This window comes from Streptomyces sp. NPDC102467 (assembly GCF_044765445.1).
In the GTDB taxonomy this organism is placed as follows: domain Bacteria; phylum Actinomycetota; class Actinomycetes; order Streptomycetales; family Streptomycetaceae; genus Streptomyces.
Map to the genome: position 1 here is coordinate 293,161 of NZ_JBIWKA010000011.1, position 13,742 is coordinate 306,902.

General features: G+C 72.2%; 14 protein-coding genes. 7 read left to right on the top strand and 7 right to left on the bottom strand.

What is annotated here, in order from left to right; genetic code table 11:
• The first annotated feature begins 48 nt into the window (after nucleotides 1–48).
• Entirely contained in the window at nucleotides 49–1,053 is a 1,005-nt protein-coding gene (locus ACIREE_RS24425; RefSeq protein WP_404155823.1) for an aldo/keto reductase, read from the top strand.
• Nucleotides 1,054–1,065: 12 nt separating this feature from the next.
• On the opposite strand, the gene ACIREE_RS24430 is transcribed toward ACIREE_RS24425, so the two are convergent.
• The 3 genes from ACIREE_RS24430 to ACIREE_RS24440 form a co-directional block, all read right to left on the bottom strand.
• On the bottom strand, nucleotides 1,066–1,929 hold the full coding sequence (locus tag ACIREE_RS24430) for a PhzF family phenazine biosynthesis protein (RefSeq protein ID WP_404155826.1): 864 nt from the start codon (nucleotides 1,927–1,929) through the stop codon (nucleotides 1,066–1,068).
• 88 nt (nucleotides 1,930–2,017) lie between these two features.
• Complete coding sequence (locus tag ACIREE_RS24435) at nucleotides 2,018–2,479, bottom strand: lamin tail domain-containing protein (protein WP_404155829.1); 462 nt, start codon at nucleotides 2,477–2,479, stop codon at nucleotides 2,018–2,020.
• A 152-nt stretch (nucleotides 2,480–2,631) separates the two neighbouring features.
• Nucleotides 2,632–3,441, bottom strand: coding sequence for an SDR family oxidoreductase (locus tag ACIREE_RS24440; RefSeq protein ID WP_404155832.1), 810 nt, complete (start codon nucleotides 3,439–3,441; stop codon nucleotides 2,632–2,634).
• A 145-nt stretch (nucleotides 3,442–3,586) separates the two neighbouring features.
• On the opposite strand from ACIREE_RS24440, the gene ACIREE_RS24445 reads away from it, so the two are divergent.
• Nucleotides 3,587–5,218, top strand: a complete 1,632-nt coding sequence (locus ACIREE_RS24445) for an alkaline phosphatase D family protein (RefSeq protein WP_404155835.1) — start codon at nucleotides 3,587–3,589, stop codon at nucleotides 5,216–5,218.
• Nucleotides 5,219–5,429: 211 nt separating this feature from the next.
• Here ACIREE_RS24445 and ACIREE_RS24450 read toward each other — a convergent pair whose 3' ends face one another.
• Complete coding sequence (locus tag ACIREE_RS24450; RefSeq protein WP_404155838.1) at nucleotides 5,430–6,428, bottom strand: Gfo/Idh/MocA family protein; 999 nt, start codon at nucleotides 6,426–6,428, stop codon at nucleotides 5,430–5,432.
• 102 nt (nucleotides 6,429–6,530) lie between these two features.
• On the opposite strand from ACIREE_RS24450, the gene ACIREE_RS24455 reads away from it, so the two are divergent.
• From ACIREE_RS24455 to ACIREE_RS24465, 3 genes are read left to right on the top strand one after another with little or no spacing between them, the layout of a single operon-like run.
• On the top strand, nucleotides 6,531–7,859 hold the full coding sequence (locus ACIREE_RS24455) for a multidrug effflux MFS transporter (RefSeq protein ID WP_404155841.1): 1,329 nt from the start codon (nucleotides 6,531–6,533) through the stop codon (nucleotides 7,857–7,859).
• A complete protein-coding gene (locus ACIREE_RS24460) occupies nucleotides 7,814–8,995 on the top strand; it encodes a serine hydrolase domain-containing protein (RefSeq protein ID WP_404155844.1) in 1,182 nt (393 codons plus the stop codon). Before ACIREE_RS24455 ends, ACIREE_RS24460 begins: the two co-directional genes overlap by 46 nt.
• Nucleotides 8,996–9,045: 50 nt before the next feature.
• Entirely contained in the window at nucleotides 9,046–10,056 is a 1,011-nt protein-coding gene (locus tag ACIREE_RS24465; protein WP_404155847.1) for a small ribosomal subunit Rsm22 family protein, read from the top strand.
• 12 nt (nucleotides 10,057–10,068) lie between these two features.
• On the opposite strand, the gene ddaH is transcribed toward ACIREE_RS24465, so the two are convergent.
• On the bottom strand, nucleotides 10,069–10,908 hold the full coding sequence (gene ddaH / locus ACIREE_RS24470; RefSeq protein ID WP_404155849.1) for a dimethylargininase: 840 nt from the start codon (nucleotides 10,906–10,908) through the stop codon (nucleotides 10,069–10,071).
• Nucleotides 10,909–11,007: 99 nt separating this feature from the next.
• Entirely contained in the window at nucleotides 11,008–11,193 is a 186-nt protein-coding gene (locus tag ACIREE_RS24475; RefSeq protein WP_404155851.1) for a DUF6243 family protein, read from the bottom strand.
• 149 nt (nucleotides 11,194–11,342) lie between these two features.
• Here ACIREE_RS24475 and ACIREE_RS24480 point away from each other — a divergent pair, with 149 nt between their 5' ends.
• Nucleotides 11,343–12,014: a TetR/AcrR family transcriptional regulator gene (locus ACIREE_RS24480; RefSeq protein ID WP_404155854.1), complete on the top strand. Its 672-nt coding sequence runs from the start codon at nucleotides 11,343–11,345 to the stop codon at nucleotides 12,012–12,014.
• Here the strand turns inward: ACIREE_RS24480 and ACIREE_RS24485 are convergent.
• Nucleotides 11,986–12,840: a glycerophosphodiester phosphodiesterase gene (locus tag ACIREE_RS24485; RefSeq protein WP_404155856.1), complete on the bottom strand. Its 855-nt coding sequence runs from the start codon at nucleotides 12,838–12,840 to the stop codon at nucleotides 11,986–11,988. The genes ACIREE_RS24480 and ACIREE_RS24485 overlap by 29 nt on opposite strands.
• Before the next feature lie 141 nt (nucleotides 12,841–12,981).
• On the opposite strand from ACIREE_RS24485, the gene ACIREE_RS24490 reads away from it, so the two are divergent.
• Nucleotides 12,982–13,701: a bifunctional DNA primase/polymerase gene (locus ACIREE_RS24490; RefSeq protein WP_404155859.1), complete on the top strand. Its 720-nt coding sequence runs from the start codon at nucleotides 12,982–12,984 to the stop codon at nucleotides 13,699–13,701.
• The last annotated feature ends 41 nt before the right edge of the window (nucleotides 13,702–13,742 follow it).

A 13,742-nucleotide genomic window follows, 5' to 3' on the forward strand; every position in this document is an offset into this window, starting at 1 on the left:
CCAAGGGTGTTGACCTCGTGTGCACTTCAACTCCTAGTGTCCGCGGGCATGGACATCACTACGCGGGCACTAGGGGACAGCGGTATCGAGGTCAGCGCGCTCGGCTTCGGATGCTGGGCCATCGGCGGGGAGTGGCAGGATCCGGCCGGGCAGCCGCTCGGCTGGGGCCCGGTCGACGACGAGGAGTCGGTGCGGGCCGTGCGGCGCGCGCTCGACCTGGGCGTCACCTTCTTCGACACGGCCGACGCCTACGGGACCGGGCACAGCGAACGCGTCCTGGGCCGCGCCCTCGGCAAGCGCCGGGACGACGTCGTCATCGCCACCAAATGGGGCAACGTCTTCGACGAGCGCACCAGGACCAGCACCGGCAGCGACGACTCCCCGGAGCACGCCCGCCGCGCCCTGACGGCGTCGCTGGCCCGCCTCGGCACCGACCGCATCGACCTCTACCAACTGCACATCTCCGACGCCGATCCGGAGCGAGCCGCCCGACTCCGCGACACCTGCGAGGAGTTCGTGCGCGAAGGGCTCGTCCGCGCCTACGCCTGGAGCACCGACGATCCCGAGCGGGCCCGCGTCTTCGCCGAGGGCCCGCACTGCGCGGCGGTGCAGCACCGCTGCAACGTTCTGCAGGACGCGCCGGACATGCTCGCCCTGTGCGAGGAGTTGGGCCTGGCGAGCATCAACCGCAGCCCTCTCGCCATGGGCCTGCTGGGCGGCGGGCACGGCGCGGGACGGCGGCTGTCCGCCGGCGACATCCGCAGCGCCCCGCCGGCCTGGCTGCCCGGTTTCGGCACGGGCGGCGGGGCCGATCCGGACTGGCTGGCCCGCGTCGACGCGCTGCGCTCCGTGCTCACGAGCGGCGGCCGCACCCCGGCGCAGGGCGCGCTCGCCTGGCTCTGGGCCCGCAGCCCGCACACCGTGCCGATCCCCGGGTTCCGCACGGTGGCACAGGCCGAGGAGAACGCGGGCGCATTGGCTCACGGGCCCCTGGCCGAGGCCGAGTTGGCGCAGGTCGAGCACATTCTGCGCCGCGCCCAGGACGCTGGGTAGAAATCAGCGCGGCTACGGAATCGGTACGGCGGTCCCGCTCACCCGCACCCGCGGGTCGCCCTCCCGCAGTGTCACCGTCAGCTCGCCCGGTCGGCCCATGTCGGCGCCCTGGAACAGGGTGAGCTCGGCCGCCTCCGGGACCCGGCCGAGCTCGCGCAGGTACGCGCCGAACGCCGCGGCCGCCGCGCCGGTCGCGGCGTCCTCCACGACACCGCCGACGGGGAACGGGTCACGTACGTGGAAGGTGAAGTCGCTCTCGCGCCAGACCAGTTGGACCGTCGTCAGGTCGAGGCGGTGCATCAGCGCGGCGAGCCGGTCGAAGTCGTACGCGAGGTCGGCGAGGCGCTGCCGGGTGGTCGCGGCCAGGACGAGGTGGCGGGCCCCCGCGTAGGCGATACGAGGAGGCAGGGCGGGATCGAGATCGGCGGCCGGCCAGTCGAGCGCGGCCAGCGCCTCGGTGAGATCGTCGCCGGTGACGTCCTCCAGGTGCGGCGCGACGCTCGTGAGGGTCGCGCGCAGCGCGTCCCCCGACCCGTCGACGGTGACCGGGACCTCGCCGGCCCGGGTGTGGAACAGGTAGTCGCCGGTGCCGTGGCGCTCCGCGAGGGCGACGGCGGTGGCGACCGTGGCGTGGCCGCAGAACGGAACCTCGGCCTTGGGGCTGAAGTAGCGGACGGTGTACGCCCGTTCGCCGCTGCCGGCCGGGCCGGGGGTCACGAACGCGGACTCGCTGTAGTTCAGCTCTGCGGCGATCTTGAGCATGTCCGCGTCGTCGAGAGCGGAGGCGTCGAGGACGATCCCGGCGGGGTTGCCGCCGTCGGGATGGGTGGCAAAAGCGGTGTAGCGCAGCACGTCGTCGGTCATGTCGGTGGTCATGGGCCCATCAAATCAAGACCGCGGCGCGCCAGGAGGGGATACCCGTGCTTACGGCACGGGTACCCCCTCCGTCCCCCCTCGCGGTGGCTCAGTGGCAGCTGATCCCGCCCGAGCCGCGGCCCCAGGAGCAGGAGTCGAGCTGCGTGCCGCTCGGCTTGATCAGACGGGCCTTGTCGCCCGTGTTGTTCCAGACGTACTGGCCACGGCCCCAGTACCGGACGCCGGAGGCGTTCGTGCCCTTGCCGGTGCGGACCTTGACGGTCTTGCCCGCGCCGATCTTGTAGCTGCCGAAGGTGTACGTGTAGCCGGTGTTGTCCTTCAGCTTGTAGCCCTTGAGCTGGATCGCGGAGCGGCTGTTGTTGTGGAGGTTCACCCACTCCGCGTTCAGCGAGCTGTTGCTGCGGCGGTCCGCGCCGGGGCTGTCGTACTGGATGTACCCGAGGTGCAGCCCGCCCTGGTGCGCGGCGGCGGACGCCGGGGACGCGGCGAGCAGCGAACCGGCGAGGGCGACCGCGGCGAGTGCGGCGGGAGCCGCGGAACGTATGCGCAAGGTGTGCTCCAAGTGTGAAGTTCTCGTGGAGAGAGCCTGAGCATACGGGTTGCGCTGTCCGCTAATGAGGCGGTTGAGGCGGTGGGGCATATTCCGCTTGTGGAGATTTATATCTCAAGCAAACGCCGTCGGCGGACACGCTCCCGGCACGCTCAACCCCGGCCGATATAAGGCATGTTGGTGGCCAGGACGGTCGCGAACTGCACATTGGCCTCCAGCGGCAGCTCCGCCATGTGCCGCACCGTGCGCGCCACGTCCGCCACGTCCATCACCGGCTCCGGCGCCAACTCCCCGTTCGCCTGAAGGATTCCGGCCTGCATGCGCTCGGTCATGTCCGTCGCCGCGTTGCCGATGTCGATCTGGCCGCAGGCGATCCGGTACGGGCGGCCCTCCAGCGAGAGCGACTTGGTCAGGCCCGTCAGCGCGTGCTTCGTCGCCGTGTACGCGATCGAGCGCGGACGCGGCGTGTGCGCCGAGATGGAGCCGTTGTTGATGATCCGGCCGCCCTGCGGGTCCTGCTCCTTCATCTGCCGGAACGCCGCCTGCGCGCAGAGGAACGCCCCGTTGAGGTTGGTGTCCACGACGTGCCGCCACGCGTCGTAGGCCAACTCCTCCACCGGCACGCCGCCGGGCCCGAACGTCCCCGCGTTGTTGAAGAGCAGATCGAGCCGGCCGAACCGCTCGCGCACGGCGGTGAAGAGGGCCGCCACGTCGTCCGGGCGCGACACGTCCGTGCGGACGGCGCACGAGTCCCCGCCCCGGGTGAGCCCCGCCGTCTCCTCCAGCGGCTCGGTGCGGCGGCCCGCGAGAACCACCCGCCAGCCCGTGCGCAGCAGTTCCACGGCGACGGCCCGGCCGATACCGGACCCGGCACCGGTGACCACGGCGGTTCGCGTCTCTTCGGTCTGTGTCTCTTCGGTCGGCGGCTCTTCGGTTCGCTGATCGTCTCGCTGTTCGCTCATGACGCGGCAGCGTACGGGCGCCCCGGCCACGTGGAGATCACCGATCCGCCATGTGGCTGTTGTGTACGTGACAGTCGGGCGTCGTCCCGGCCCACTCAAATTCCCTGTGGCAGCAGATGAAGTCAGCCGTCAGGGGAGGGGCTCCATGTCACACGTACCGCAGCACACGCCCGAATTGCGCGTAGCCGCCCAGCACTTGGGCCGTCGGCGCTTCCTCACTGTCGCGGGCGCCGCCGCGGCGCTAGCCTTCAGTGTGAACCTACCCACCGCCGGCCCCGCGGCCGCCGCGGAGCTGGATGCCCGCAAGATCACCGCTGATCCGTTCACCCTCGGCGTCGCCTCCGGTGACCCGTTGCCCGAGTCCGTGCTGCTGTGGACACGACTCGCTCCGAAACCGTACGAGACCGGCGGCGGGCTGCCCGCGCAACGGGTCGACGTGCGCTGGGAACTCGCCCACGACGAGCGCTTCCGGCGTATCGCCAGACACGGCACCGCCGCCGCCCACCCCGAGTTCAACCACTCGGTGCACGTCGAGGTCGACGGCCTCGCGCCGGGCCGCGTCTACTACTACCGCTTCCGCGCGGGGAACTGGATCAGCGAGACGGGCCGGACGCGCACCGCACCCGCCGCCTCCCGCCGCGTCTCGGAACTGACGCTGGCCGCCGTCTCCTGCCAGGCGTACCACGACGGCTACTTCACCGCGTACAAGCACCTGGCCGAGGACGACGTCGACGTCGTCTTCCACCTCGGCGACTACCTCTACGAGTACGCGGTCGACTCCGTCGGCGGCGCCCGCAAGTACACCGACCGCGTGCTGCCCGACGTCTTCCACCGGGAGACCGTGACCCTGGAGGACTACCGGCTGCGCTACGCCCTCTACAAGTCCGACCCCGACCTGCGGGCCGCGCACGCCGCGCACCCCTTCGTCGTCACCTGGGACGACCACGAGACCGAGAACAACTACGCCGACGACACCTCCGAGAACGACGACCCGCCGGCCGAGTTCCTGCTGCGCCGCGCCTCCGCGTACCGCGCGTACTGGGAGAACCAGCCGCTGCGCCGCCCCCAGCTGCCGACCGGCCCCGACGCCCAGCTCTACCGCCGCCTCGTCTGGGGCAGGCTCGCCCAGTTCGACATCCTCGACACCCGCCAGTACCGCTCCGACCAGGCCTACGGCGACGGCTCCCACGTGCCGGGCCCCGAGTCGGACGACCCGGCGCGCACCATCACCGGCGCCACGCAGGAGCGCTGGCTGATCGACGGCTGGCGCCGCTCGCGCGCCCTGTGGAACGTCGTGCCGCAGCAGGTCACCTTCTCCGAGCGCAGGCTCGACCTGAACGCGCAGGCGAAGCTGTCCATGGACGCGTGGGACGGCTACCGGGCCTCGCGCGAGCGGGTGCTCGCCGGGGCCAAGGCGGCCCGCGTCGAGAACCTCATGGTCCTCACCGGAGACGTCCACGTCGGGTACGCCTTCGACATCAAGGACGACTTCGCCGACCCGGCGTCGCGCACCCTCGGCACCGAGATCGTCGCCACGTCCATCACCTCCGGCAAGGACGGCGCGGAGAAGCCGGCCAACTGGGACACGTACACCCGCGCCAATCCGCACCTGAAGTTCTACAACGGGCGCCGGGGTTACGTGACCGTGGGGCTCGGCGAGTCCGAGGCGCGGGCCGACTTCAAGACGGTCTCTGCGGTGTCCGTCCCCGGGGCGCCCATCACTACGGCGGCGTCCTTCGTCACGGAGGTGGGCGACCAGGGCCTGCGCCCGGCCTGATCCGGTACGACTCCGGGTGCGGCCCGGTGGGGGCTGGTCGCGCAGTTCCCCGCGCCCCTGGAGCATGCGGCTCCGCCGCAGCCCCATCGGGCGCAAACGCTCGCGCCCTCTGAAATGGCGCACGCAGTGCGCATTTCAGAGGGCGCGGGGAACTGCGCGAGAAGCCCCACCGGGGTGCACCCGGCGACGAGACCGGTACCCGGCAGACGCGTCACCGTTCCCCGGGGTACCGAACCCCCACCGCGGAGCGCACAGCGTCCAGCGTGCGCATGACCCCCAGCGAAGAATCCAACGGCACCAGCGGAGACTCCGTGTCGCCGGCCCGCAACCGCCCCATGACCTCAAGCGCCTCGTGACGGAGTGAATCACGGGGCCCGTCGGCCGGATCCGCGACGAACTCCTCCGGGTCCCGCCCGTCCCGGTGCAGGACGAACCGCTCGGGGTGGAAGAACCCGGACGGCACGTCGATACGCCCCGCAGACCCGCTGACGGAGGCCGTCCCGCCCGTACCGGAATTGATCGCACAGTGCAGCAGCGCCTGCGCACCGCTGTCCCAGGACAGAAGCATCGCGGTCTGCAGATCCACGCCCTCTTCGGAGAGCATCGCCCGAGCCGCCACCTCCGACGGCTCGCCGAGCAGCAGCTGCGCGAACGACACGGGATACACCCCGAGGTCCAGGGTCGCACCGCCCCCCTGGGCAGGGTCCCGCAGCCGGTGCGCGGGCGGGAACGGGCCGGCCAGGCCGAAGTCGGCCTGCACGGTGCGGACTTCACCGATCGCCCCATCGTCGACCAGCGCTTTGAGGCGCCGGACCAGCGGGTTGCAGTACATCCACATGGCCTCCATGAGGAACAGGCCACGCGAGCGGGCGAGCGTCACCAGCTCCTCGGCCTCGCGCGAGTTCAGCGTGAACGCCTTCTCGCACAGCACCGCGCGCCCCGCCTCCAGGCAGAGCCCGGCCGCCTCCCGGTGCGCCGAGTGCGGCGTGGCCACGTACACCACGTCGATGGACTCGTCCGCGGCGAGGGAGGCCCAGTCGCCGTACGCCCGCTCGATCCCGAACCGCTCCGCGAACCCCTTCGCCGACGTCTCGGACCGTGAGGCGACCGCCACCACCTCCGCGTCGGGGAGATCCAGCAGATCCGCCGTGAACGACGCGGCGATCCCACCCGTCGCGAGAATGCCCCACCGCACGCGTTCCGCTGCCATCCGTGCCACCTCAGTCGTTGGTCTCGGCCACTCCACCGAGCTGAGAGCATAGGTAATCGCACGTACGGCCGGGAGAGGCGAAAGGGAACGAGGGGCATCGGGATGGCGGAGAGCGGAAGTACGGGGAGCGCCAAGAGCGTGGTGGAGCCCGCGCGGGTCATCCGGGCAGGTGGCCCAACTCCCGTACCCAGGGCGGCCGTTCGCACCGGCGCCCTCGTCACCCTGGTGCTCGGCGGCCTGACCGCGGTGCCGCCGCTGTCCATGGACATGTACCTCCCGGCCCTGCCCGAGGTCACCGGCGCCCTGCATACTTCCGCCGCCACCGCCCAGCTCACCCTCACCGCGTGCCTGACCGGGATGGCGCTCGGCCAGCTCGTGGTCGGCCCGATGAGCGACAAGTGGGGCCGCCGCAGACCGCTCATGATCGGCCTGTTCGTGTACGTCGTCGCCACCGCGATCTGCGCCTTCGCGCCGAGTGCCGCGCTGCTCGTCGCCTTCCGCCTGCTGCAGGGCCTTGCGGGCGCGGCCGGCATCGTGATCGCGCGGGCCGTCGTGCGCGACCTCTACGACGGCGTCGCGATGGCCCGCTTCTTCTCCACCCTGATGCTGATATCCGGGGTCGCCCCGATCGTCGCACCCCTCATCGGCGGGCAGATCCTGCGCGTCACGGACTGGCGCGGCGTCTTCGTCGTGCTCACCTTCATCGGCATCGCGCTCACCGCGATCGTGGGCAAGTTCCTCCCCGAGACGCTCCCGCCCGAGCGGCGGCACTCCGGCGGCACCGTGGAGGCGCTGCGCACCATGCGGTCCCTGCTCGCCGACCGCGTCTTCACCGGGTACATGATCGCGGGCGGCTTCGCGTTCGCCGCGCTGTTCGCGTACATCAGCGCCTCCCCGTTCGTGATCCAGGAGATCTACGGGGCCTCGCCCCAGACCTTCAGCCTGCTCTTCGGGATCAACTCGATCGGCCTGATCGCCGTCGGCCAGCTCAACGGCAAGGTCCTCGTCGGCCGCGTCAGCCTCGACAAGGTCCTCACCGTCGGCCTGACCCTGATCGTGCTGGCCGCCGCCTTCCTGCTCCTCGTCGCCACGGGCGTGTTCGGCGCTCCGGACGACCTCGGGCTCGTGCCCGTCGCCGCGGGCCTCTTCGTCCTCATGGCGTCGATGGGCCTGGCGACGCCCAACACCAACGCCCTCGCGCTGCTGCGCACCCCGCACGCCGCAGGATCCGCGTCCGCGCTGCTCGGCACCTCGTCCTTCCTGATCGGCGCGGTCGCCTCGCCGCTCGTCGGCATCGCGGGCGAGCACACGGCCGTGCCGATGGCCCTGGTGCAACTCGTCTGCGGCCTGGCGGCGATCGTCGCCTTCATGGCACTGTGCCGCCCTTGGCAGCTCGCGGCCAAGACGACCAAAGAGGTGACGGAGCGCTGAGCTACCCACGACTGCGGCACGGCACCCCCGAGCGGGCCGGCCTGGACGCCGGACAGATCGCCCGCCTCGTCCGCGACGTGCGGGCGCTTCCCGACGGCCCGCGCCCCTGGTGCGCGGGCGCCGTGCTGATCGCCGGGCGCGGCCCGGTGATCGCCGCCGAGACCGCCTGCGGCTGGGCGGTGCGGTACGCGGAGTACGACGAGGCGACCGACCGGGGCGTCGAGCTGCCGTCCGCCGCCCGCGTCCCGATGACCGTCGACACCCCCTTCGACCTGGCCTCGGTGACCAAGCTCTGCACCTCGATCGCCACGGTGCAGCAGATCGAGCGCGGCACGCTCGGCATCGACGCGCGGGTCGGCGCCTACCTCCCCGAGTTCACCGGAGCGACCCGCTGCGGCATCACGGTCCGCCAGCTCCTCACCCACACGTCGGGCCTGCGCCCCGAACTCCCGCTGTACGACGCCCGGGGCCTGTCCACCCGGCTCGCGCTGCTGCGCGCCGAGGCCCCTTCGTCGAAGCCGGGGGAGTACCGCTACTCCGACCTGAACATGCTGCTGCTCCAGCACCTCCTGCAGCGCCTCACCGGCCGCTCCCTCGACGTGCTCGTCCGCGAGGGCATCACCCGCCCCCTCGGCATGAGCGCCACGTCGTACGGGCCGCGGCCCGGCGCCGCCGCCACCGAGGACCAGCGCCGCCCCTGGGCCAAGGCCGACCGCGGCATGCTGCGCGGCGAGGTGCACGACGAGAACGCCTGGGCGCTGGGCGGCGTCGCGGGCCACGCGGGCCTCTTCTCGACGGCGTACGACCTGGCCGTGCTCTGCCGCACCCTGCTCAACGGCGGCTCGTACGGCACCGCCCGCATCCTCGGCCCCGACTTCGTCGACCTGATGCTGGCGGCGCCCGGACTCGGCTTCCGGGTCGACCAGCCGTCGTTCATGGGCGAGTTGGCGGGGCGTGGCGCCGCGGGCCACGGCGGGTTCACGGGTACGTCCCTGGTCCTCGACCCGGTGACGGACACGTTCCTGGTGCTGCTCGCCAACACGGTCCACCCGCGCCGCCGTCCCGCCGACAGCGGCCCCCGGGCGGCCGCGGCGACCCGGCTGGCCCGGGCGGTCACCGGCCCGCCGGGCTCGTAGGCCACGGCTCCACGGCTCGGCCCGCCGGGGCCTGTCCTAGGATCGTCCGCGTGAACGCCCCGATCGACCCCTCTTCGCCCACCGCCGAGCCCGCGGACACCCTGCGCTCGGCCCTCGCCGGCCTCCTCGACGGACTCCCGCCCACCCGGGCGGCCCGCGCCGTGGAGCGGCTCATCGCGACCTACCGGGGCACCACCCCGACCGACACCCCGATCCTGCGCGACAGGGCGGACGTCGCGGCGTACGCGGCGTACCGGATGCCCGCCACGTTCGAGGCGGTCGCCGCGTCGCTCGGCGCGCTCGCCGCCGCGGCGCCGGCCGACTGGACGCCCTCCGGCCACCTCGACATCGGCGGCGGCACCGGCGCGGCGGTCTGGGCGGCCCGCTCGGTGTGGCCCGCCGAGCGCCCGACGACGGTCCTGGACTGGTCGGAGGCGGCGCTCGCACTCGGCCGTGAACTGGCAGCCGCGGACGGCGGGTTGAAGCAGTCGGTCAGCTGGGAGCGGGCGCGGATCGGCTCCCACCGGCCCCTCGACGCCATCGACCTGGTGACGATCTCGTACGTCCTGAAGGAACTGACCGACACCGACCGCGCGGCCGTGGTCGACGCCGCGGCCGGGGCCGCCACCGGCGCTGTCGTCGTCATCGAACCCGGCACCCCCGACGGCTACGCCCGGATCATCGAGGCCCGCGACCGGCTGATCGCCGCGGGCTTCCACATCGCGGCCCCCTGCCCGCACAGCGGCCCCTGCCCGATCACCCCCGGCGAGGACTGGTGCCACTTCTCGGCCCGGGTCAGCCGCTCCTCCCTGCACCGCAAGGTCAAGGGCGGTTCACTCGCGTACGAGGACGAGAAGTTCTCCTACGTGGCCGCGACCCGCTTCCCCCCTGCCCCGGTCCCGGCCCGGGTGGTCAGGCGCCCCCAGATCCGCAAGGGCCAGGTGCTCCTGGACCTCTGCGTACCGGAGGGCGCCCTGACCAGGACGACGGTGACGAAGAAGCACGGGGACGCGTACAAGGCGGCCCGCGACGCGAACTGGGGAGACGGCTGGACCCCGTAGGCCCCTACGGACTCAGCGGAGTTCGAGCGTGCAGCACTTCACGCTCCCGCCCCCCTTCAGCAGCTCCGACAGGTCCATCGCGACCGGCACGAACCCCCGTTCCCTGAGCGGCCCGAAGAGCCCGACCGCGCCCTGCGGAACCAGCACGTGCCGCCCGTCGGAGACCGAGTTCAGGCCGAAGGCGACCGCGTCGGGCTCGTCGGCGATCAGCGCGCCGGGGAAGAGACGCCGCAGCACCTCCTGGCTCCCCGCCGAGAACGCCGCCGGGTAGTACATGACCTCGTCCGCCGCGTCGTCCAGAACGGCGAGCGCCGTGTCCAGGTGGTAGAAGCGCGGGTTCACCAGATCGAGCCCGATGACCGGCCGCGCGAAGAACTCCTGCGCCTCCCCGTGCGACAGCGGCGAGGCCCGGAACCCGCGCCCCGCCAGCACGTACGACGCGGTGACGGCGAAGTCGCCCTCGCCCTCGTTGACGTGCACGGGCTCATGCACGTCGGCGTACCCGTGCGCACGGAACCAGTCCAGATGGGCGGCGGCCTCCGACTCCCGCTCCGGGTACGCGAAGCGCGCCCCGAGCACCCGCCCGTCCACCACGGTCGCCCCGTTCGCCGCGAAGACCATGTCGGGCAGTGCGGGCCGCGGGTCGAGCACCTCCACGGTGTGGCCGAGGGCGCGGTACCGGTCGCGCAGGACCTCCCACTGCGCGACGGCGAGCGGGACGTCGACGGGTTTCGCCGGATCCATCCACGGGTTGATCGAGTAGGTGACCTTGAAGTGTGCCGGTGGGCACATCAGATAGCGCCGGGGTGTGGCGTGCCGTTCGACGGAACACCCGGAATACGAGGTACGCAATGAGGGCTCCTCACGACCGCAGGGTCTGTTGCGCCCATGGTGCGGTCGGAGGAGCCCTCGGGGCTGTGCACCGAACGGGTGGTTCCCGCGGGTAGCGGGTCACGAGATGTCGTCGGTGCCGTGCCTCTCCTGCAACTTCCGCAACAGCTCCCGCTTCTGTGCCACGGGATCGGTGCCGCCGCCACCCACCTGACCGCTCCGGCCGCCGCCGCGCAGCGCCTTGCGGGAGAGAGTGCGACGGGTACCGCCGACGCCCAGCATGCCGCCTGCTCCACCTCGGGTCATGACGTACTCCTCCGGCTGGCCTGTTTCCAACACTTGACGATACGCATCGTCTCGCGTTGCTGGCGTCCCCTACTTTGAGCGAGACGCAGCGTCTTGTCAACCCTTATCGAGACGGTACGTCTCGCCTCGCTCGCTGCTACATTCGAACCATGTCAGCCACGACCAACCGGACCCCGAAGAAGTCGGCTCCCGACTCCACCCGCCGCAGCGAGCGCTCGCGCCGCGCGATCTACGACGCCGCCCTCGCCCTGGTCGGCGAGATCGGCTACTCCCACACGACCATCGAGGGCATCGCCGCCCGCGCCGGCGTCGGCAAGCAGACGATCTACCGCTGGTGGGGTTCGAAGGCCGAGGTCCTCATGGAGGCCTTCGTCGACCTCAACGAGCAGAACGCGCGGGCCGCCGCCGAGAACCACCCCGGCGCCCCCGTCGGCGCGGCGGGCCTCCCCGACACCGGCGACCTGGAGGCCGACCTCAAGCTGGTGCTGCGCGCCACCGTCGACGAGCTCAAGGATCCCCGCTTCGACGCCCCGGCCCGCGCGCTCGCCGCCGAGGGCGTCGCCAACGCCGAGTTCGCCGAGGCGTTCATCGCCCGGCTCCTCATGCCCGGCCTCGACCTGTACGCCGCCCGGCTGCGCGCCGCCCAGGACACGGGCGACATCCGCGCCGACGTGGACCCGGAGATCGCCCGCGACCTCTTCGCCTCGCCGCTCGCCCAGCGCTGGCTGCAGCTCACGGGCCCGCTCGACCACGGTTACGCCGACAAGCTCGTCGAGTACGCCCTCTACGGGATCAGCGCCCGCCCGAGGCCCGCGGCGTAGCGGCGAGCAGGCCCGGCGCGTCCGTGATGACCCCGTCGCAGCCGAGCCGCAGCACCCGGTCCCGCTCCCTCGGCGTGTTCACGGTGTGCGCCCACACGCGCGGCACCCCCGATCTGACCGCCCGCACGAGATCCGCGTCGCGCGCCTTGTGGTCCATGTCCAGGACGTCGACGTACGAGGCCCAGTGCTCGGGCCGGTCGGCCCGCATCTGCTGGGCGGAGCGCCACAGTTGGGAGATCAGGCCGAGCCGGTGCGCGTCCGCGGCGACGGTCGGGCTGTTGGAGTTGACCAGCACCGAGTGCGTCAGGCCGCGGGCGCGGATCAGCCGGGCGAGCCCGGTGAGGCTGGAGGGATCCTTGGCCTCCAGCATCAGCATGGTCCGGCCGCCGAACCTGTCGAGCACCTCCGCGACCGTCGGCGCCCGCTCGGGCAGCCAGATTCCTGGCAGCGACGGCTTCGGCCGCTCCAGCACGCCCTGCCACCGGGCCCGGTCGAGGGCGCTCACCGGGCCGGTCGAGTAGGTCGTACGGTCCAGGGTCGGGTCGTGCATCACTACGAGGGTGCCGTCGCGCAGCATCCGCGTATCGAAGTCGAGGACCTGCGCGGTACCCCGCTGGAAGGCGGCGGCGAGCCCCGCCATGCTGTTCTCCGGCACCTCCAGGGCGCCGCCCCGGTGCGCCGTGTAGGTGATGCGGGGCAGGGCGGCGAAGGCCGGCGGCGTCGTCCCGCCGCCGGAATCCAGCGGGAACGCGAAGGCCAGTACGGCCAGGGAGAGGGCGCCGGAGGTGGCGACGACCGGCACGGTCCTGCTGGCGAGAGTGACCATGGCGAACAAGGTAGGCCTACAAATGCACGCAAATCGGGCAATGACACCCTGTGGCCCCCCGGGAAGCAGGATGGTGCGACCATGGGGGCCCGGGGTTCGTCCCGGACCCGGCACGACGGCGATGGTGTGGTGAGGGGATAGATGGGCGCGGAGCGCGGTGACGGCGCACGTACGGGGCTCGGCAGGTTCGCCCAGTGGCTGAAGTCGGGCAGAGGCCCGAAGGAGGCCGGGGCCGACGAGGACCGTGAGTCCCTGTTGCTCGCCGCTGCCGCCGCCGGACTGCCGCTCGCACCGGCCGCCTACCCCTCCGACTACCGGTGTTCCTGCAACCGCATCGGCTGTCCGACGCCTGGCCGGCACCCCGTCTCCTTCGCCTGGCAGACCCAGTCCACGACGGACCGCGCGCAGATCGAGCGCTGGGCCCGGCACCAGCCGGAGGCCAATTTCATCACCGCGACCGGCATGGTCCACGACGTCCTGGACGTACCGATCGAGGCCGGCCGCGAGGCGCTGGAGCGCCTGCTGTCGATGGGCATCGATGTCGGCCCCGTGGCCGAATCCGGCGGTGACCGCATGCTCTTCTTCACGGCGACGCGCGGTACGCCCGAGGACGAGGACGAGTGGTGGCCCTGCGAGCTGGACTGCCACCCCGAGACCATGGACGAACACCCGGGCCTGCGCTGGCACTGCCGCGGCTCGTACGTCCTGGTCCCCCCGGCCCGGCTCCCCGCCGACCGCTCGGTGGACTGGCTGCGCGGACCCGAACACCCCCTGCCGGACCCGCTGACCCTGCTGGAAACACTCACCGACGCCTGCGCCCGCCACGCGGGAGCGGAACCGGACTACACGTCAGCCTGGTAGCGCGCTCAAGCCCCTCCGGCACGCTTAAGCCCCTCCGGCGA

Excerpts from the sequence above, each read along its gene's own strand:
- ACIREE_RS24455 (WP_404155841.1), top strand. The coding sequence starts at position 6,531 with ATGGCGGAGAGCGGAAGTACGGGGAGCGCCAAGAGCGTGGTGGAGCCC.
- ACIREE_RS24490 (WP_404155859.1), top strand. The coding sequence starts at position 12,982 with ATGGGCGCGGAGCGCGGTGACGGCGCACGTACGGGGCTCGGCAGGTTC.
- ACIREE_RS24475 (WP_404155851.1), bottom strand. The coding sequence starts at position 11,193 with ATGACCCGAGGTGGAGCAGGCGGCATGCTGGGCGTCGGCGGTACCCGT.
- ACIREE_RS24445 (WP_404155835.1), top strand. The coding sequence starts at position 3,587 with ATGTCACACGTACCGCAGCACACGCCCGAATTGCGCGTAGCCGCCCAG.
- ACIREE_RS24430 (WP_404155826.1), bottom strand. The coding sequence starts at position 1,929 with ATGACCACCGACATGACCGACGACGTGCTGCGCTACACCGCTTTTGCC.
- ACIREE_RS24450 (WP_404155838.1), bottom strand. The coding sequence starts at position 6,428 with ATGGCAGCGGAACGCGTGCGGTGGGGCATTCTCGCGACGGGTGGGATC.
- ACIREE_RS24425 (WP_404155823.1), top strand. The coding sequence starts at position 49 with ATGGACATCACTACGCGGGCACTAGGGGACAGCGGTATCGAGGTCAGC.
- ACIREE_RS24480 (WP_404155854.1), top strand. The coding sequence starts at position 11,343 with ATGTCAGCCACGACCAACCGGACCCCGAAGAAGTCGGCTCCCGACTCC.
- ACIREE_RS24440 (WP_404155832.1), bottom strand. The coding sequence starts at position 3,441 with ATGAGCGAACAGCGAGACGATCAGCGAACCGAAGAGCCGCCGACCGAA.
- ACIREE_RS24485 (WP_404155856.1), bottom strand. The coding sequence starts at position 12,840 with ATGGTCACTCTCGCCAGCAGGACCGTGCCGGTCGTCGCCACCTCCGGC.